Origin of the sequence: Chryseobacterium oncorhynchi (assembly GCF_002899895.1) — a bacterium.
Lineage (GTDB): Bacteria > Bacteroidota > Bacteroidia > Flavobacteriales > Weeksellaceae > Chryseobacterium > Chryseobacterium oncorhynchi.
In genome coordinates, this window is sequence record NZ_PPEI02000001.1 from 1,024,989 (window position 1) to 1,044,880 (window position 19,892).

General features: G+C 35.7%; 16 protein-coding genes. 11 read left to right on the forward strand and 5 right to left on the reverse strand.

Going from position 1 to position 19,892, the window contains the following annotated elements:
- Window positions 1-104 precede the first annotated feature (104 nt).
- Genes bamG through C1638_RS04615 form a run of 3 tightly spaced genes read left to right on the forward strand, consistent with a single transcriptional unit; the run spans window position 105 to window position 3,032 of the window.
- On the forward strand, window positions 105-1,385 hold the full coding sequence (gene bamG, locus C1638_RS04605) for a BamG family beta-barrel-assembly machinery protein (protein WP_109618609.1): 1,281 nt from the start codon (window positions 105-107) through the stop codon (window positions 1,383-1,385).
- Window position 1,386: 1 nt separating this feature from the next.
- A complete protein-coding gene (lptC, locus tag C1638_RS04610; protein WP_109618611.1) occupies window positions 1,387-1,986 on the forward strand; it encodes an LPS export ABC transporter periplasmic protein LptC in 600 nt (199 codons plus the stop codon).
- A gap of 2 nt (window positions 1,987-1,988) precedes the next feature.
- On the forward strand, window positions 1,989-3,032 hold the full coding sequence (locus C1638_RS04615) for an anhydro-N-acetylmuramic acid kinase (protein ID WP_109618613.1): 1,044 nt from the start codon (window positions 1,989-1,991) through the stop codon (window positions 3,030-3,032).
- A gap of 54 nt (window positions 3,033-3,086) precedes the next feature.
- On the opposite strand, the gene C1638_RS04620 is transcribed toward C1638_RS04615, so the two are convergent.
- The gene (locus C1638_RS04620; protein ID WP_076352325.1) at window positions 3,087-3,476 is read right to left on the reverse strand and encodes an orotate phosphoribosyltransferase; all 390 of its coding nucleotides are present in this window, start codon (window positions 3,474-3,476) and stop codon (window positions 3,087-3,089) included.
- A gap of 131 nt (window positions 3,477-3,607) precedes the next feature.
- Between C1638_RS04620 and C1638_RS04625 the strand changes: the two genes are divergently transcribed.
- Together C1638_RS04625 and C1638_RS04630 are read left to right on the forward strand one after the other, a co-directional pair.
- Window positions 3,608-4,174, forward strand: a complete 567-nt coding sequence (locus C1638_RS04625) for a hypothetical protein (RefSeq protein WP_123838336.1) — start codon at window positions 3,608-3,610, stop codon at window positions 4,172-4,174.
- A 194-nt stretch (window positions 4,175-4,368) separates the two neighbouring features.
- The gene (locus C1638_RS04630; protein WP_109618617.1) at window positions 4,369-4,980 is read left to right on the forward strand and encodes an NUDIX hydrolase; all 612 of its coding nucleotides are present in this window, start codon (window positions 4,369-4,371) and stop codon (window positions 4,978-4,980) included.
- Here the strand turns inward: C1638_RS04630 and C1638_RS04635 are convergent.
- Both C1638_RS04635 and gldJ read right to left on the reverse strand, forming a co-directional pair.
- Complete coding sequence (locus C1638_RS04635; RefSeq protein WP_109618619.1) at window positions 4,973-6,244, reverse strand: UDP-N-acetylmuramoyl-tripeptide--D-alanyl-D-alanine ligase; 1,272 nt, start codon at window positions 6,242-6,244, stop codon at window positions 4,973-4,975. The genes C1638_RS04630 and C1638_RS04635 overlap by 8 nt on opposite strands.
- Before the next feature lie 66 nt (window positions 6,245-6,310).
- Window positions 6,311-7,912, reverse strand: coding sequence for a gliding motility lipoprotein GldJ (gldJ, locus tag C1638_RS04640; protein WP_109618621.1), 1,602 nt, complete (start codon window positions 7,910-7,912; stop codon window positions 6,311-6,313).
- Between the two features lie 165 nt (window positions 7,913-8,077).
- Between gldJ and porU the strand changes: the two genes are divergently transcribed.
- The 3 genes from porU (at window position 8,078) to C1638_RS04655 (ending at window position 15,668) form a co-directional block, all read left to right on the forward strand.
- Window positions 8,078-11,974 (forward strand): type IX secretion system sortase PorU, encoded by a 3,897-nt coding sequence (gene porU / locus C1638_RS04645; RefSeq protein WP_109618623.1) that lies wholly within the window; start codon window positions 8,078-8,080, stop codon window positions 11,972-11,974.
- A gap of 60 nt (window positions 11,975-12,034) precedes the next feature.
- A complete protein-coding gene (porV, locus tag C1638_RS04650) occupies window positions 12,035-13,195 on the forward strand; it encodes a type IX secretion system outer membrane channel protein PorV (protein ID WP_109618625.1) in 1,161 nt (386 codons plus the stop codon).
- Between the two features lie 208 nt (window positions 13,196-13,403).
- The gene (locus C1638_RS04655; RefSeq protein WP_109618627.1) at window positions 13,404-15,668 is read left to right on the forward strand and encodes an FUSC family membrane protein; all 2,265 of its coding nucleotides are present in this window, start codon (window positions 13,404-13,406) and stop codon (window positions 15,666-15,668) included.
- On the opposite strand, the gene C1638_RS04660 is transcribed toward C1638_RS04655, so the two are convergent.
- Window positions 15,649-16,263: a 4'-phosphopantetheinyl transferase family protein gene (locus tag C1638_RS04660; protein ID WP_109618629.1), complete on the reverse strand. Its 615-nt coding sequence runs from the start codon at window positions 16,261-16,263 to the stop codon at window positions 15,649-15,651. The two genes, C1638_RS04655 and C1638_RS04660, sit on opposite strands and share 20 nt — an antisense overlap.
- A gap of 172 nt (window positions 16,264-16,435) precedes the next feature.
- Window positions 16,436-16,954 (reverse strand): pyridoxamine 5'-phosphate oxidase family protein, encoded by a 519-nt coding sequence (locus C1638_RS04665; protein ID WP_109618631.1) that lies wholly within the window; start codon window positions 16,952-16,954, stop codon window positions 16,436-16,438.
- 165 nt (window positions 16,955-17,119) lie between these two features.
- Here C1638_RS04665 and ahcY point away from each other — a divergent pair, with 165 nt between their 5' ends.
- The 3 genes from ahcY to yiaA all read left to right on the forward strand — a co-directional run bounded on the left by ahcY (window position 17,120) and on the right by yiaA (window position 19,879).
- Window positions 17,120-18,433 carry an adenosylhomocysteinase gene (gene ahcY / locus C1638_RS04670; RefSeq protein WP_109618633.1) on the forward strand — a complete coding sequence of 438 codons (1,314 nt, stop codon included), beginning with the start codon at window positions 17,120-17,122 and terminating at the stop codon, window positions 18,431-18,433.
- A 100-nt stretch (window positions 18,434-18,533) separates the two neighbouring features.
- Complete coding sequence (locus tag C1638_RS04675) at window positions 18,534-19,328, forward strand: hypothetical protein (RefSeq protein ID WP_109618635.1); 795 nt, start codon at window positions 18,534-18,536, stop codon at window positions 19,326-19,328.
- Between the two features lie 158 nt (window positions 19,329-19,486).
- Entirely contained in the window at window positions 19,487-19,879 is a 393-nt protein-coding gene (gene yiaA / locus C1638_RS04680) for an inner membrane protein YiaA (protein ID WP_109618637.1), read from the forward strand.
- Window positions 19,880-19,892: the final 13 nt, after the last annotated feature.

Genomic DNA, 19,892 nt, shown 5'->3' on the forward strand with positions numbered 1-19,892 from the left:
TGCATTTTTCTCTTAAAGAAAGGCCCTTAACAAACTTTAACCACATATAATTTTTACAATTCATTAATATTTAAGATATTTGCGCATTGTTTTAAAAATAAAGAATGAAAAAAATCTTTGTAGTATCATTCATATCGGTTGGATATTTCCTTAATGCACAGAGTCTAAGCAACTCGCCTTACGCAACATATGGAATTGGAGATGTAAAATATGATAATACGATCGAAACTGCTTCCATGGGAGGTATATCTACTGCTTATATAAGTGACTTTACAAGTAGTTTCAACTTTGCAAACCCTGCAAACAACACTAATTTCGAGCTTACAAGTATAAAACTGGAGGCAACCAACGAAAACAATTATTTCAAATCGAATTATAACGATATGAAATCTACAAAGCATTCAACTTACCTTTCTAATATTGCTTTGGCATTTCCTATCTCTTCAAGGGTAAAAATGGGGATTTCCTATCAGCCGTATAGTTCAAAAAGTTATGATATAGCAACCGAGGAAGTTACAAAGAGCGGTACTACATACTATAACGCCTTTAAAGGAAGTGGTACGTTGAACACTGCAGCAGTTGCCGTTTCTTATAAAATTAATCAGGAATTCGCTGTAGGGGCAAGAGCCAATCTTTATTTTGGAGATTTGTATGACCTTAATGAATTTCGTACTTCATATTCTGAGTACATCAATGGGTATGAAACGAAAAACAGAGTTAGAAACTTTAACTTTACATTGGGTACCAGCTACCAGAAGTTAAATACTCGTACTGATAAAAAGTTAACGATAGGTGCTACGGCTACTTTCGGGAACACCAGCAATATGACTACCGAATACATCAACAGTACCTACAGATATGCAGATGCTGCAGGAACTAAAGTTGATGAAAAGATCTTGGAACAACAAGATACAAAATCTAAAAACCTACTTCCATTACAGGCTTCTGTAGGGGTAGGATATGGAAGTGATAACCATTGGTTTGTTTCCGGACAGGTTGACTATAAAAAAGGTGAAGATATTGCTTATTTTGGTAGAACATTTGACTTCCAGGATACTTATAGAATTTCTGCCGGAGGATGGTACTTACCTAACTATAATAACTTCAGAAGTTATTTCTCAAGGGTAATTTATAGATATGGAGCTTTCTATGAAAGAGGAAATCTGAAATTAGAGGGGAACAGCATCAATAAGTTTGGTGTTTCCGCTGGTGTAATGCTTCCATTCAAAAACAGTAGTATTACAAGAATGAGTGGTCTTGAGATTGGGGTAGAAGTAGGTAAAAGAGGAACTCTTAATGATAATCTTATCAACCAGAACTTTATCAACCTAAAAATCGGTTTCAACTTTGCTGATAAATGGTTCAGAAAGTCCCTTTATAACTAGAATGAACTTTTCAAAAAAAATAGTATATAAAAATATAGCATGCCTTTTTAGTTGTGCTATATTTTTTATATTGATATCCTGTGAGGAGGATCTTACCAAAAATAAAGGGAGCAAAAGCAAGAACTTCCCATCACAGATCATTAATAATGCCAATATCGTACAACGTGATTCGGGTTTTGTAGTCCTAAAAGCCAAGGCCGCACTTATCGAAAAATATGAACTGATAGACAGTCCCTATGTAGTGGCCAGAAAAGGTATAGATATTGAATTCTTTGATAAGAAAAAACCTAAGGTTCCGGGAAGAATTACAGCCAAGTACGCCCGTATTTTTGAATATAAAAAATTCTACGAAGCAAAAGGTGATGTAAGGATCAAGACCAATGAAGGGCAAAGATTTGCCATGCAGAGTATTTATTGGGATCAAAAGAAAAACAGGATCTATACTAAAGATACGGTATATGTAACCATGGAAGATGGTTCTACTTTAGTAGGAGCCAATGGGATGACCGCCAAGGATGACTTTTCTGAATATACATTTTATAATAACTCAGGAGATTTCAGTTCAAAAAGACTTTCTGAGAATAAAAAAACAACTCCATAATCATGAAATTCCGGGTTATCGGGCTTATGTCCGGAACAAGTCTGGATGGCTTGGATATTTGTCTTGTAGAGTTTAAGAAGCAAGACAGGTGGACCTTTGAAATCCTAAATGCCAATACCCTGCCCTATTCTACTGATTGGGAGAACAAACTTAGAAACTCCATTTATTTTTCCGGGGAAGACCTATTGGAACTCCATTCGGAGTATGGTTTCTATTTGGGACAGCAGGTTAAGGAATTTATTGAAAGACATCAGCTTGAAGGCATCGACATGATTTCATCTCATGGTCATACAGTTTTTCATCAGCCTCAAAGAAAATTTACGCTTCAGATCGGAGATGGCAGAGCTATTAAACTGGAAACTAATTTACCTGTTATCTACGATTTCAGAAGCCAGGATGTTTTGATGAAAGGGAATGGAGCACCTTTGGTACCTATTGGTGATGAGCTGCTTTTTTCAGATTATGATGCATGCCTTAATCTGGGTGGATTTTCAAATATCTCCCTACAAAACAATGGTAAAAGAATTGCCTTTGACATTGCTCCCGTTAATATTATTCTGAATACTTTAGCCAGACAGCTCAATAAAGGTTTTGATGAAAATGGTGATCTTGCCAGAAAAGGAAAAATAAGTGAAAGCTTACTTGATCAACTTAATTCTTTAGACTTTTATCAACAATCTCATCCCAAATCATTAGGTATAGAATGGTGCAATCAACATGTTTTGCCATTGCTTGAAAACATAGAACCATTAGAGGCACTTGCTACTTTTACAGAACATATTGCCCAGCAAATTTCAAATACCATCAATAAAAATAATATTAAGGATATACTGATAACCGGAGGAGGCGCCTATAACACCTTTTTAATAGAAAAAATAAAGGCAAAAACAAAATCTGAGGTAATCATCCCTGAAAAGGAGATCATTGATTATAAGGAAGCTCTGATCTTTGCATTCATGGGTGTTTTAAAAATAAATAACGAGATAAATATCTTATCTTCAGCCACAGGAAGTACTTCCGACCACAGCTCAGGAGTAATTGCATAACAATACAATTGACAGCATAAAAAAACCTTCATTTTCATGAAGGTTTTTTATTTATTATTTATAAGCTTCGATCTTATCTGTCAACGTATTGATAAAGTTCTGTAATGGTTTTTCTACCATCATTTTGATAAATGGATTAAACTTCCCTTCAAACAACATCTGAACTTCAGTCTGGTTCTCATTGATAGGATTTAAAGTTGCTGTTAATGAAAAATCCAAGCTTGAGCTTGCAGACTTCAAAATAGCTTTTTGGTCAGTTACTTCATCTATTTTCAATGCAATTTCCGGCATCCCTTGTAGCCCAAACTTAAAGCCATTATCTTTTGTTTCAAATTTTTGAAGACCGTCTGGCATAAAATCTTTGTAATTTTCAGGCGTTTTCAATAATTCCGATAGCTCTTTAGATGATTTATTGACAATAATTTTTCGTCCTTCTAAATTCATTTTTTATTTTTGTTTTTAGTTTCTTACTTCTTACAAATGTATAAAGTTTTTTGAACGAAAAAAAATTATTACTACCTAAGCATCCTGAGAAACTTAAAAAACTAAATAATAGCCAACAATTCAACTCAATCATGAAAAAAAACAGAAGCCTATATAAATTTTTAATTACTCTCTTGCTTTTTATTCCTGTGTACACCTTTTCACAAACCTATCTTGATGTAGAAAAATATAAATCTAAAATAGGCGCTCCTATACATAATGTACTGAAAAGCTTCAAGCAAAAAAAGAAGATTGAAGATGACTCTTTTGGAATAAGTACCAAGTCTGTTCAGATTAACAAGTACTACTATCTCTCCTTTCATGAAACAGAAGATAATGATTCGGTAGGTTATATTACTTTTTATAGTGGAAACAAACTAGACAAACAATATACAAGTAAAAACTGGTATACTATTGTAAAATACTACTCAGATAAATTAAAGCTGGTTGAAATAAATGTGGTTGTTCTGGGACAGAAAAATAAGTTCAAAGACTACAATGAAGCCATCAAATTTTTGCAAAGTCAAAATATAGATGATTTAGATACCTATATGGCCTCTTTCAATACGGATGATCATCTTACTTATCATTTTATGATTAATGAAGATGTATTATATTATAAGATTGAAAGAACGGATAATCAGGAGAATGCTGATTGATAATATAAATGTTCCTAAAGCCCGCAATAGAACGTAAAAATAAAGCTCTTAAGCAGAACATATTGTGCTTTATTTTATATATTTGCGAATATATTGTAGCGAAGAGAAAATAAAACATGTCGGAATACCGCCATATTTTCACATCTTTACAAAACCCAATTTACTGATTATCAATACCTCAATAAATATTAGAAATGTATAAAATTTTTGTAAACGAAAAAAAATTATTAATATCTAAGCATTCCGAGGAACTTGAAAAAAACCTTGAGTATGAAAGTTTCACGACTTTAGAGATTGCATTGGATCTTCTGGAGAACACTTCTGTAAAGGAACTTAATGTTTTTGGAGAGAATATTGATGAGATCTGGCAAGAGTTCCAAAAGCTATTCAGAATTATAGAAGCTGCAGGCGGCCTTGTGAATAATCCTAAGGGAGAAATTCTTTTCATCAAAAGACTGGGTAAATGGGATCTTCCGAAAGGAAAAATGGAGAAAGGAGAATCCAGAGAAGAGTCTGCCATAAGGGAAATTGAAGAAGAAACCGGATTGGTAGATGTAGAGCTTGCAGAATTCATTAATACTACCTATCATATCTATATAGAAAGAAATGGTGATAAAATCCTGAAATGCACCCACTGGTTTGAAATGAATTTTGATGGAGAAGATACTTCAAAACCACAGATAGAGGAAGGAATTACTGAAGTTGCCTGGAAAAACATCACTCAGATTAAAGATGAAGTTTTCCCAAGCACATTCCAGAATATTAAACTTATTGTAAAGGAGTTCTGGGATTCAAAGGCTAAATAAATTCTATTACCTTTTCCAGAGCTATTCCTCTTGATCCTTTCAACAATATATTTTCTGATTGAATTTTATGTTGTTGAAGGTATTCAATCAAAGCAGCTGTACTTTCAAAAGCAAGATCTGACGGATTGATTGCCTTAAAGTATTTTCCTACTGTAATAATTTCGTTAAATTCAAGCTCCTGAGCCAGATTAAGGATATTCTGATGCTCTTTTTCACTCTCGGCACCCAATTCCAGCATATCACCAATAATAATAGTTTTACTACCCTCAAAAGTGATGAAATTATTCAAAGAGGCAGTCATCGAACTTGGGTTGGCATTATACGTATCCAAAACTAATGTTCTCTCTTCTTTCTTTACAACCTGCGAACGCATATTTGTTGGTGTATACTGTTCCACAGCATGCTTTATTTCTTCAAAGCTGATTCCGAAATGAAGACCAAGGCTGGCCGCAGCACAAAGATTGGTAAAGTTATATTCTCCAGTCAGTTTTGACACCGCTTTTTCACCCTGATAGATCAATCCTACAAAATGATCCTCTGAAAATGCTTCGAAATTATAGTCTGCACTTTCTTTTCCAAATGTAATTATAGGAGAATAACCCTCTGTTTTCTCAACCTGAATCGGATCATTTTCATTAACCACAATAGTTTGATGGTTCTCTTTAAGGTAAGTATAAAGCTCAGACTTTCCTTTAATCACTCCCTCGAAACCTCCAAACCCTTCCAGGTGAGCTTTCCCAAAGTTCGTAATATATCCAAAATCAGGTTTTGAAATTGTACACAGGAATTCTATTTCTTTTTGATGATTCGCTCCCATTTCAATCACAGCCATTTCATGTTCCGACTTGATGGAAAGAATGGTAAGAGGAACTCCAATATGATTATTCAGATTCCCTGAAGTATATTGTACATTAAATTTTTCTGAAAGAACAGCGTGGATCAGTTCCTTGGTGGTAGTCTTACCATTGCTTCCTGTAAGCCCAATAAAAGGAATCTTAAGCAAGCTTCTATGATGGAGAGCCAATTGCTGCAGGAATTCAAGGGTAGATGGAACATAGAAAATATTCCTTGCTTTATTTTCAAATTCAGATTGTTCAACAATTACAGCCAGGGCACCCTCATCAATGGCTTTTTCTGCCAATGTTGCAGCATTAAAGTTATCACCGGAGAAAGCAAAAAAGATATCATTTTTGCCTATTTTTCTGCTATCGATTGTTACTTTATCGGCCTTCAAAAATAAAGGATAAAATTGTTCTATATTCATAGTTCAAAAATAAAAAACCTTCCGAAAATCCGGAAGGTTTTTTTTAAGTATTTTTTTTGATAAATATTATCTTCTAGTTCTAGCTTTTTCGTTAGTTCTAGCATCCTGTGCAACACGGAAACCAATCCAACCATAAGCCTTACCTTGATTTTTATATCTTCTTTGTCCCGGATCCAGCCAATATGCTGTATCTTGCCAAGATCCTCCTTTTACAACTCTAACTTCGTTAGAAATTCCAGAAGTTCTATCCTTGCCATCTTTCTGCATTTTCACTCTACCACTAGCATCTACAACAAAGCTTTTCTTAGGAGCATTATACATATCGAATCCAGAAGTAGAATCTGAAGCTCTATAGTACTCTAGAGAAGACTGTCTGTCTCCATCTCTATAGTTTCTGTAGTCAGCAATTGTTTCTCTTTCGAATTGCCCAGGAAGTCCTTTATATACTAGTCTTCCGTCAGCTAATGTATCATATTTAATAGTCCCTTCATCTACCATTTTGTAAGTTCCGTCTCCGTTTCTTACAATAGCCTGAGGCATATTTCCTCTGTAGTAATTGAAGTCATTGTAATCTTCATCAATGATTGGTCTGTACACATCGGCAGTCCATTCTGCAACGTTACCATACATACCATAGATTCCTAGGTCGTTAGATGGATATTGTCTTACGTCTGAAGTTTGTGCAGATCCATCGTTTTTCCATCCTGCGATACCAGAATAGTCACCTTTACCCATTTTAAAGTTTTCAAGGAACATTCCTCTCTCTTTTCCTTTGGTACCTCTTAATTTTTCAATTTCAGGTTTCTTACCTAGGTATTGGTTGTATTCTCTGTTCTTAGCCATACCAAGCGCTGCATATTCCCATTCAACTTCTGTTGGAAGTCTGAATTTTTGAACCATTGCAGAGTTTGGAGCTCTGTTTGCAGATAATAATCTCTGGTTGGTTGTTTTCATACCAGATTTTTGCTGCATTCTTTTTTCGTTGATATACCCTTGCATTTCAGGATCATTCGCTTTGAATTTATCCATGTTAAATGCAGTACCTCCTTGGTTATTAGATTCGTTGATATACAAATCTTTAGCAATAACACCTGCTTGCATCAAAGCTTTTTCATTCGCTCTGTCTGTAAGCCATTCACAGTATCTGTTTGCCTGAGTCCAAGAAACACCTACAACCGGATAGTAATCGAATTCCGGAGAACGTAGATAGGTCTCATTATAATCGTTTCTAGCTAGTTTGTTGTCCCATAATAAGGTATCTGGCAAAGCACCGTTATAGATTTCCTTAAAACTTGGGTCACTTGGAGGGAATACATACTTCAACCATGTAAGGTATTCGCGGTATTCGTAGTTAGTAATCTCAGTTTCTCCGACAAAGAATGAACTCACCTGCATTCTTCGCGGTGTGTTATTCCAATCGTGCATAACATCATCTTTCACTAATCCCATTGTAAAAGTTCCACCTTCTACATATACCATTCCCGGCCAACCCTTCTGCTTCTGTTGCTTTCCTGCAAAAAACCAACCCTGTTTTTCGTTTGGCTTCCAACCCGTTTTACTGACAAATTTTTTGGTACCACCACCTTTGCTGGTTCCGGACCCGCCACAACTGGTTAATGCAAGTGTAGAACTTAATGCTATTAATGAAAACAACTTTAGTTTTTTCATAGTCGATATAAATATTTTCAAGAGTACAAAGAAAAAATAAATTATTCAATAAATCAAATAAAGATTTGATTTTTTTGAAAAACGTTAACAATTTAATTTTATTGTATCATAATTTAATTCTAAATTTTTGATTTATTTTGTAATTTAGCAATTTCAATAATAAACATGAGACGAAAAATAACGCTTTTATCCTTAATCGCTTTCACATCAGCACTTTACGCTCAAAGAAACACTATAGAATGGAATGGTTCCAAAATTCAGGATTTTGGTGACACAAAATTAAATCTTCCCAATTTCAAAAATGAAGGTTTTTCTTTCAGCCAAAATAATGTTTTTATAGTAACTAAGCAAAAAATAGGAGAAAACCAGCTAAAGATTTCAGACCTTACCTGGGAAAGTGTTTCCAACCAGGATTTATTTGAATTAGACAAAACCAGCCTTCCTGATCACGACATTTCAGATATTGTTTATTATACATTAGATGGGGAAAGATATGCAAGTATTAATGTGGCTTTATTTAAAAATGTAAAAGGACGTATCCAAAGACTATCTTCCTTTAATGTTGCAGAAGCTTCTACTCCATTGAATACTTCAGGAGGTGTTAATAAAATAGGAACAGCCGGTAATTCATTGGCGAGTGGTAACTTTTACAAAATAAAAGTTGACAAGTCCGGAGTATTTAAAGTTACAGCACAATTTTTAAGAGATAATGGAATTAATCCATCTTCTGTAAATCCAAGAAACATGAGAATTTACGGAAATGGAGGAAATATGCTTCCTGAGTTTAATCAAGATCCAAGATACAGTTCATTACAAGAAAATGCGATTCAGGTAGTAGGTGAAGATGACGGGGTATGGAATGATAGTGACTACGCTCTTTTCTATGCACAGGGCCCGGATGGATATAATCTTTATGATACTTCCAATGGAAATGGTATTAAGAGAAAAGAGACAAGATCTGACACCAGCAACAATGTAAAAAATATATATGATGATTTTTCATATTATTATATCAACTTTGATAAAGGCATGGGAAAAAGAGTTCAGGCCATTGACGGTACTCTCCCTCCCCAACTGATTACAAGATATGACAACTACCAGGTCATCAACAATGATCAGAAAAACCTCTTAAAAGTAGGAAGAACGTGGGTAGAAGATTCTCCTTTCAGCTCTGAAAAGGTAATCACCCTTACTACCAATTCTCCTATTCAGGCTAATGACGTGATAAGGTATAGAACGCGAGTAATAGGTTTCAGGTCCCAACAGAACTCCATTGAGATTAAACTCAATGATCTGCCTCCGTCTACTCAAACTGTCGCTACCGATACCAGTAGCTATCAGTATACTTTCTTCCCGATGCTATATTCTGGAACAACAACCAACCAGACAGGAAACCAGCTTACCTTTAAATATAATCCGAACATTGCTAAAAACCCTAACGGAACATTCTACCTTGATTATGTTGAAGTACAGTATAAGGAGAATCTAGCATTTAATGGTACTCAGATGAACTTTAGGGATTATTCTCTTTTAAGTGGAAGTAGTACAAACTATGGTTTTAGTGTTTCCAACGCATCCAGTCTGGAACAGGTATGGGATGTGACAGACATTACGAATGTTAACAGAAGAGTAAATAAAGCGGGGGCAGGATCTTTTAACTTTGCTTATATTGCTGCGGACCAGAACTTCAATAATGAATTTGTGGCTTTTCGCGCTGATGCGGCTTTCACGCCACAGTTTGTAGGGAGAATTTCTAATCAAAATCTTTCTGCATTGCAGGCAATAGATTATCTGATCCTTACTGTACCTGAAATGATGGGGCAGGCACAAAGACTTGCTAATTATCATCAGACAAAGAATAACTATAAGGTAGAAATTGTAGATGTAAACAAGATCTATGAAGAATTCGGGAACGGAAGCAAAGATCTTACAGCTGTAAGGGATTTCGTTACTAAGTTAAACACTCCTGCCGGAAGACTTAAGTATGTATTTATTCTGGGAGACACTTCCTATGATTATAAAAACAGAGTTCCCAATAACACCAATGTTGTTACTTCTTATCAGAGTGAACACTCTTCAGATTATATAGCTTCATTCGTTACGGATGACTATATTGTAATGACTCAGCCACAAACAACCTTATTTGTTGAACATAATTTACCGGATCTTCCTGTAGGTAGAATTCCGGCAGCCAATATAACGGAAGCAGGGAACATGATTGACAAAACCCTGGCTTATTATAATTCACTTCCGGGGCAATCCAGTCCTTTTGGAGAGTGGCGTATGCGACTTGACTTCGTAGTGGATGATAATGGAGAAGGCGGAGGACCTTTCCATAATGTAATGAACAATACATTATCTGGTCTTTTTGAGCAACCAGGCGTGCAAACGCTTAAGGAATATAATGTCAAAAAATTATATCAGGATGCCTTTACGATTCAAAGTACATCAGGAGGACCAAGATATCCACAGGTAAACCAGGCTATATCTAATAGTATAGGAAACAGTCTTTATCTGTTTTATTTCGGACATGGAGGAATCAACGGTTGGGCACAGGAAAGAGTATTAACAAGTACTGAGATCCAGAACTCCAATAACTTCTCTAATGTATACAGCAGATTCCCGCTTGTATCTACTATAACATGTGAATTTACATTATGGGATGAACCTGCAACAAATTCTGCAGGAGAGCAGTTCATGAAGCTTAAACAAGGAGGTCCGGCTTCTATGATTACTTCCAGCCGTGCCATTGGAGTAGATTACGGGCGTGACTTCACCGATGTTTTCACTAGAAATATATTCAAGCTAACAAGTGATGAGTTTAATACTCTAGGGTATGCACACTTAAATGCAAGAAAAGAAAAAGGAGCCAATGCCAACCACCTAAGGGTAAATTTCCTGGGTGACCCTGCAATGAAATTAAGCAGGCCTCAAAGATTATTAGCGATTGATAATATTGAAACTCCTGTTCCGGGATTAATCAGAGGATTAGACTTTGTGAAAATCAAAGGACATATCAATAATCCTAACGGAACCCTGAACAATACATTTAATGGTAGAGTTTCCATCAATATTTTTGATAAAAGATTAAATAAAAAGACCCTGAATAACAACGGGTCACTATCACCGATATTATCGTACACAGAAGAAGGAAGTGCTATTGTAAAGGCTTCCGGAATGGCAGTAAACGGTGTATTTACAGCAGAATTCTATGTTCCAAAGGATATTAATTATGCCGTAGGAGAAGGAAGACTATTGGGATATGCTGATAATAAGGTAATGGATGTATTCAACAACCAGTCTGTACAGGTAGGTGACATTAACCCTAACGGAGTCAATGACAATCAACCACCAAAAGTAAAGTTATATATGAATAACACGAACTTTGCAGATGGTGGAATCACCAACCAAAACCCTATGTTGCTAGCATGTCTTACGGATGATACGGGAATCAACTCTACAGGATCAGGGATAGGCCATGATATTACGGTATACCTGGATGGTCAGATTATCAATACTGTTATTTTAAATGATTTCTATGCTTCAGGTGAAGGAAACGGATGTTTAAACCCAAGTCTTGCTGACTATCAAAAAGGGAATGTAACCTACCCTTTCAGAAATCTTGCTATTGGACAACATCAATTGACATTTAAAGTTTGGGATATAAACAATAATTCAACAACTACTACGTTAAATTTTGAGGTTAAGGATGAGTCTGACCAACATTTGACCATAAACCGTCCTCTGAACTGGCCAAATCCTTTCACCAATAAAACGTATATTCAGTTTGAACATAACTGTGATGATATTTTGGATGTGAATGTACAGATCTACACAATAACCGGAAGATTAGTAAGAACTTTATCTCAACCGGTAGTTGCTGAACCGTTCCTACAAGGCTTTAGAACCCCTCGTCAGGCTATAGAATGGGACGGAAGAGATGATTTTGGGGCTACAGTTGCAAAAGGTACGTATATTTTTAAGATATTTGCAAAAAGTCAAAATCAAGAAAAATGCAAAGGAAGTGCTACAGCTGTAGAAAAAATGGTACTTTTGAAATAATTAATTGATACAATAGATAATAATATTAATAAAAAACTGATAATATATAAAAGACAACATATGAATTTAACTACTAAACTGCTTTTAGGATTTGGGTTAAGTGCTGGTTTTCTAGGCTATTCGCAAGATTTAGGTAAAATAAACCCTGTACTAACCGGAGCTCCTTTCCTAAGAATTGCACCAGACGCAAGATCAGGAGGTATGGGAGATCAAGGGGTAGTAACCTCGCCTGATGCATTCTCACAATTCTGGAATGCAGCTAAATATCCTTTTAGCAGAACAAGTTCTTCCGTAGGTCTATCCTATACACCATATATGGGCAAGCTTACCAATGATGTATTCTTATTATATGGTGCATTCCATAAATTCCTTGGACAGGATGAAAGATCTACTATCTCTGCAAGTATTTATTATTTCAATATGGGACAGGTAGACCTGACTCAGTTGGTAGGAACAGAGGTTGCCTCAATGGGGGTATCTAAGCCTAATGAATTCTCTATTGATGTTGCCTATGGTTTGAAACTTTCTGATTCCTACTCAATGGCTGTTACAGGTAGATTTATCCGTTCAGACTTAGCCGGAGGATTCAATACAGATACTACGCTTAAAGCAGCAAACTCTTTTGCTGTTGATATTTCAGGATACTATACTTCCGAGAGATTCTCAAGTTTTGGAGGATATGATGGTAAGCTGAACGCAGGTTTTGCTGTACAGAACCTAGGTCCTAAACTGGATTATACAGGAAACGAAGAATCAAGATCTTATTTGCCCACCATGGCTAGATTAGGGGTTGGTTATGATATGTATATGGATGATCTTAATAAAATAGGAATTAGCTTCGAAGGATCAAAGCTTTTGGTTCCAGGATCTGAATATGTAGGAATGGGATCAGACAGACAACCTAGATACGAAATTCCAAACGTAGGCCCAATGGCTGGTATTGGAAAATCTTTCAAGAACAAAAACAGTATCATGTATAGTGGTGCCTTGGAATATTCATATGACAATGCTTTTTCTGTAAGAGGTGGTTATTTCCATGAAAGTGAAGAGCAGGGAGCAAGACAGTTTGCTACTGCAGGTCTTGGGTTGAAGTACCGTTCTTTCGGATTGGATCTTTCTTACCTGATCAATATGTCAAAAGTAAACAGTGCTTTGGATAATACACTTCGTTTCGGGCTTACCTGGAACATTGGAGAAGAAACATCCAACAACGATCGTTAAGAACTGTAACAACTATATAAAAAAAGCCTCATCAATATGTATGAGGCTTTTTTTATGGCGATTCATGATGATCAATATCAATCCTTTTCACTTGTCAATTTCCAACACATATATCTTCCTCGTCATTATTAAAAAAATATAATATTTAAGTTTACAAAAGTCTCTTCTTTATGGCCGTTTTGTTAAATTCAATAGCTATTTTTGTAGTATGAACTATTCGGCAGAGCTAAAAAAATTTGTAACCAGTCAGTATGTATATTCTGCTATCAGAATTACATTAGCCACTGTTTTGCCCTGTTTGGTTCTTGCCCACTTTGGAATTTTAAAAGAATACTTCCTCTTCCCTCTTGGAACCAGCTTTGTAGCCCTTACCGATCAACCCGGACCTTTCATCCGAAGAAGAAACGCACTTGCTTTTGCAATCTGCTGTTTTGTATTTGTTGCATTAATTGCAAGCCTGGTGATGAATTTTAGAATGCTGGTACTCCTTGAAATCATAGTATTTGGTATGTTTTTCTCCCTGATTGGGGTATATGGCCAACGATTGGCTGCGGTTGGTTCCTTATCACTTGTTGTACTCGCAATCTTTATTGATGGGCATCTTACAGGAAGTGACATCTTCAAAAGTTTACTGATCTTTGCCTGTGGATGTATCTGGTTTTTACTGATATTCCTTGTGGTAACCACCATTCGTCCCTATAAGCTGGCAGGTCAGATGATTGGAGAAAACTATCTTCAGCTAGCAGAATTTTTAAAAATCAAGGCCAGTTATTATCAAAAAAATCCGGACTTTGACAAGCTTACGACTCAGGTCATTGCAAAGCAGATTGAAATAAAAAATCTTCAGGAAGAAACCAGAGAAACTGTTTTCAAAACCAGAACCATCGTTAATGAATCTACAACAACCAGCCGTTTGTTGATGTTGATGTTCCTGAATTCCATGGACCTTCATGAGAAGCTGATGACCTCTGAAAGCGATTACCAAAAACTACAGCAGAGCTTTGAGGACAGTATGATCCTTGTCAACATTCATGATTATCTGAATCTTTTGGCTGAAGAAATAACCAATATTGGGATTGCACTCCAAAGTGGAACAAGAGCAAAACCAATGTTTAATCTTGAACTTGAATTAAAGAATCTTAATTATAATTACTTTGAACTCAGAAACAGACAGCTATCCTCAGATAGTCTGGAAAATTTCATGGTTTTGCGTCAGATCCTAATGCGCATTAATGAAATTACAAAAGAGATCAACGAAATCTATAAAGTCTTCTCCCAAAACGTAAAGCTGGCAAAAAGTTTATCCACCGGATTAGATCTGAAAAAATTTATGCCTAATGAGCCGAAGCTTAACTTTAAGGTTCTAAGGAATAACATTTCATTATCTTCATCCCAATTCCGTCATGCCATAAGAATTACAACAGCCCTTTTACTAGGCTATATTTTCTCTATGTTTGATTTTCTGGGACTGGGACACACCTATTGGATATTAATTACCATTACAGCCATCCTGAAACCTGCATATTCCATTACCAAGCAAAGAAACCTGCTTCGTCTCTACGGAACGGTTACCGGAGCCACAATTGCGTATATTATTCTACATTTTATACACATTAATGGAATATTGTTCGCCATTCTGCTTATCAGTATGATCATGTGCTTCAGTTTCTTGAAAGGGCGCTACTTCTGGGCCGTATTATTTATGACGATCTATGTTTTCCTAAGCTTTAATTTCTTAAATCCGGGAAAAGTAAATATTATCTTCAAGGATAGGGTTTTGGATACTGCCATTGCCGGAATTATTGCTTTTGCAGTTTCTTATATTGTACTGCCTGTTTGGGAGCATACCCAGAACGTTGATCTGATGAAAAAATCTGCTGCAGATAACCTCATCTATTTTCAGAGTGTGATCTCGAAGTTCCTACAGGGAGATTTTGATATCGAAGATTATAAGATGAAGCGAAAAAATGCGATCATTTCTCTGGCCAACCTTTCCGATAACTTCCAGAGAATGATTTCTGATCCTAAAAATCAGCAGAAAAAACTGGAAGTCGTTCATCAGTTTGTGGCAACGTCACATCTTGTTACGGCTTACACCGCATCTTTGTCTCAATACTCTAAAAACAATGAACAATACCCAGAAATAGATGCTGAGAGCTGGAGTAGAAAAATAGAAGCAGAAATGCAACAGACCTCAACCCTTTTAAACGGGGACGATGTGAATGAAGCCCTTAAGATGGAAAGCCGTCTTGAGCCGGAAGATTCTTCCATTGAAGATATGTTGATGAAAAGAAAAACCGAGATTGAGGAAAACGAAATTGTTGACAGAAGAGATCCTGACAAGATTTCCCATCTAACGGAGCTTAAAAATATTCATGATATTCTGGAACTAATCTATGACGTGGCCAAAGAACAGAGAAAGGTCATTGAAAAATACAGAAGTGAAAAGCATGCTACTCCTCCACAATCGTAAAGCAATAGTCATCAAAAAATTCCACTCTGGCCTTAAATTCATCTGAAAACTGTTCGTCATACACCCTGCAGCTTATTTTATGAAGATGTTTCAGCTCAAATGGCTTCACTTCATAGTTTTTCTTTAAAGACCAATACTTAGAATGGTGGATCTTATACATACTTTCCTTTACACTCCAGATAATGGTGTAAAAAGTATCCGCTTTATCCGCCGGAATAAAACCCCGTTCATTTTCATATGTGAATTTATCAATCACCCTTAAAATCTTAGGGTTAAACTTTTCTACATCTATTCCTATCTTATTCTTAGAAATAGCAATCGCTGCAAAAGGAAAAGAATGGGTAATGGAAATTTCCGCGTCATTGGGAGAAAGGAAGGGTTCTCTTTCTTTATATAAGATCTTGGAGTGAGGTTTTAAACCTTTTAAAAGCTTACGCACCATTAATACCTCTAGCAATTTTTTAGGATGATAATCTTTTACTTTTTCGGCATTTTCTGGCTCCAGAAGTTCATTGATATCAAGTTCTTCGCTTTCATCATACTTCCAAACAAGGATTGTGGCATTATCATCTGAAAAATCTCGGTAAAGGGGCATCGTTTTTTTATTCGATAAAAATAGTGAAAAGATGTGGAAAGAGAAAATGGAAGAAGATAGGAAGATGAGAGCAGGAATCTGGAAGTTATGGTCTGCCAATAGAAATGGCTGTACAATTAGATTAGAAAGAAATTAACAATTAACACAACGTCTAAATTCCTGCTCTTATTTTTTATTTAGATTGATGGTTTACATCATTTCTATGTTCAATAATTTCAAGATTTGAATCTACGAAATAGGCGCTTCCAAATCCGTTTACATAAGAACCTTTTACCGGTTGTAAAGCAATCAGAATAAAATCTCCCATTTCAGAAATAACATCTACTACTTTTCCGTGGGTTTCCTTAAGTTTTGCAATAACATTATTCCATATCTCTGAATCTCTTTCTATCTGAGAAGTTGCTGCTTCAAGTGTCAAACGTTCGCGGGCATATATCTGTTTTGTAGCAGATTCATCTTCAATAAACATGACAGAAGTTTTTCTTCCCTCTGAAAGATTTTTCGTGTGTCTGGCCATAAAAGAAACCAAGATATAAAATGTCTGTTCTACCTGTACGAATGGTGCATAGCTGGAATTGGGATTTCCTTCTGCATCTACAGTAGCCAGAATTACACTTTTTGTATTGGCTATCAATTCTTTTACTTTTGGAGCAACCGGTTTTGTTTTTTTCTCTGTATTGGTATGATTCATAAGATATTATTTATCAGATAAAAGTAATTATTTAGATTAAGACTAAATAATTTTAAGTCATGTTTAATCTCATAAAACTGAAATTCATCTGCCGTTTTTTTATCTTAATTATAAATTGTAATTTTGCCTTTCGTTATCAACTGAATTTAAATATATTCATTACATATGAGTACTACAACACAATACGTTCCTTATAAAGTTAAGGATATCTCCCTTGCAGAATGGGGAAGAAAAGAAATTACCCTTGCAGAAGCAGAAATGCCAGGTTTGATGTCTATCCGTGAAGAATACGGACCATCTCAACCGCTTAAAGGAGCAAGAATTGCTGGATGTCTTCACATGACGATCCAAACAGCTGTGCTTATCGAGACATTGGTAGCTTTAGGAGCTGAAGTTACTTGGTCATCTTGTAATATTTTCTCTACACAGGATCACGCTGCTGCTGCTATTGCTGCTGCAGGAATTCCGGTTTATGCTTGGAAAGGATTAAATGAAGAGGATTTTGACTGGTGTATTGAGCAGACTTTATTCTTTGGTGAAGACAGAAAACCATTAAACATGATCTTGGATGATGGTGGAGATTTAACAAACATGGTTTTTGATAAATACCCTGAATTCACAAAAGATATCAAAGGACTTTCTGAAGAAACTACTACAGGAGTTCACAGACTTTACGAAAGAATGAAGAACGGAACTTTAGTAATGCCTGCTATCAACGTAAATGACTCTGTAACTAAATCTAAATTCGACAACAAATACGGATGTAAGGAATCTGCAGTAGATGCTGTAAGAAGAGCTACTGACGTAATGTTGGCAGGAAAAAGAGTGGTAGTTTGCGGATACGGAGACGTAGGTAAAGGTACTGCTGCTTCTTTCAGAGGTGCTGGTTCTATTGTTACGGTTACTGAAATTGACCCAATCTGTGCGCTTCAGGCTGCAATGGACGGTTATGAGGTAAAAAGATTAGATACTGTGGTAGACAATGCTGATATCATCATTACTACAACAGGTAACTTCAACATCGTAAGAGGAGAACATTTCCTTAAAATGAAAGATAAGGCTATCGTTTGTAACATTGGTCACTTCGATAATGAAATCGATATGGCTTGGTTAAACACAAACTACGGTCAGACTAAATCTGAAGTGAAGCCTCAGGTTGATATCTATACAATCGAAGGAAAAGAAGTAATCATTCTTGCTGAAGGAAGACTAGTAAACCTAGGATGTGCTACAGGACACCCAAGTTTTGTAATGTCTAACTCTTTCTCTAACCAGACTTTGGCACAAATCGAGCTTTGGAACAACTCTGCAGCTTATGGAAACGAAGTATATATGTTGCCTAAGCATTTAGATGAAAAAGTAGCTGCTTTACACCTTAAGAAATTAAGCGTAGAGCTTGAAACTCTTTCTACTGAACAGGCTGAATATATCGGAGTAGATGTAAAAGGGCCATTCAAGCCTGAGTACTACAGATACTAAGATTCATAAAAATATGATACAATCCCACTATTTTGAAATAGTGGGATTTTTTTATTTTCTAAACTCAATATATTCTTTATTTTTGAAAACAAAAACTAACATGAAAAACTACCTATTTCTGGGGATGATGAGCACTGTTATGCTCTTTAACAGCTGCAGCAACGGTGATGACAATACCAATGATTCTTCAGAAAAAAAATTACTCCTGAGCAAAGTGACCACTACCTATATGGGCATTCCTGACAACGTGGAAACAGGCATACTTACATTTGAATACAATAATAAGGGACAACTTGTAAAAATGCAATCTAAAGACGGAACCACTACTTTTGAATATAATAATGATAAACCCGTAAAATCAAATTATTACAACAGTCAACAAAAATTAGAATATTATTCTGAATTTAGCTACGACGGAAACCAGTTGATAGGTAATAAAGTTGTATCTCCAACCCCTCAAAACAATATAACTTATAAATACACTTATGCTCTTAACGGCCATCTTGCCACTTCAACGATCTGCAATTCTGTAAATTGCACCAGTCCTACTATTGAATATTATACCTATAACGGTGATAATGTTTCTGTATATACTGTAAATATTGGTGAAACTAACTTTAGCCTAAAAAACGAATATTCTTCTGATAATAAATTTACTCCTTACACCAATATCAATAAGTATCTGAAAATTTTCTTTAGAAAGACCGAAACTTTAAGTAAAAATAACTACTTAACAGATAAAAATAGTTCTAACTCTTCAGGAAATTGGCTACCCAATGATACTATCACTTATACTTTAGAATACAATAGCTCAGGATTTGTTATCAAATCTTTAGGAAAAAACCAAAACGGAAAGCCTATTGTTCAATATAATTACGAATATATTATCCAATAATAAACACGCTCTCCATTCTTGGGGAGTTTTTCTTTTTAGGAGCTAATTTTTTAATCTAATTTTTGTTTCTGTTCCGTATTTTGCCCATATTTTCTCATGATCATACCGATGTTTGTAAAAAATGAATATATTTAGCCCCTTAAACAAAACATTAATTCATGAAAAAACAAAGAGTATCGAATGCGTTTGTCGCAGCATCTTGGATAGCATTGGGAGCCGGAATGATTGGCTATATTGTGGGTCTTGTAAGAGCTGAAATGCTGCTGAACGAGAAAGGCTATTATTTCACCATTCTATTATACGGCTTATTTGCGGTGGTATCCTTACAAAAAGCGGTACGTGATAAATTAGAAAACATTCAGGTAACCGATATTTACTATGGAATCTGTTGGTTTGCAACATTATCTTCCATTGTATTACTAGCCGTCGGACTTTGGAATGCGACCATACTTCCAAGTGAAAAAGGATTTTATGCCTTTGCATTTCTTCTCGCACTTTTTGGGGCCATTACCGTCCAGAAAAACACCAGAGACAATATGCTTCAAGAATAATACAAAGACTCTC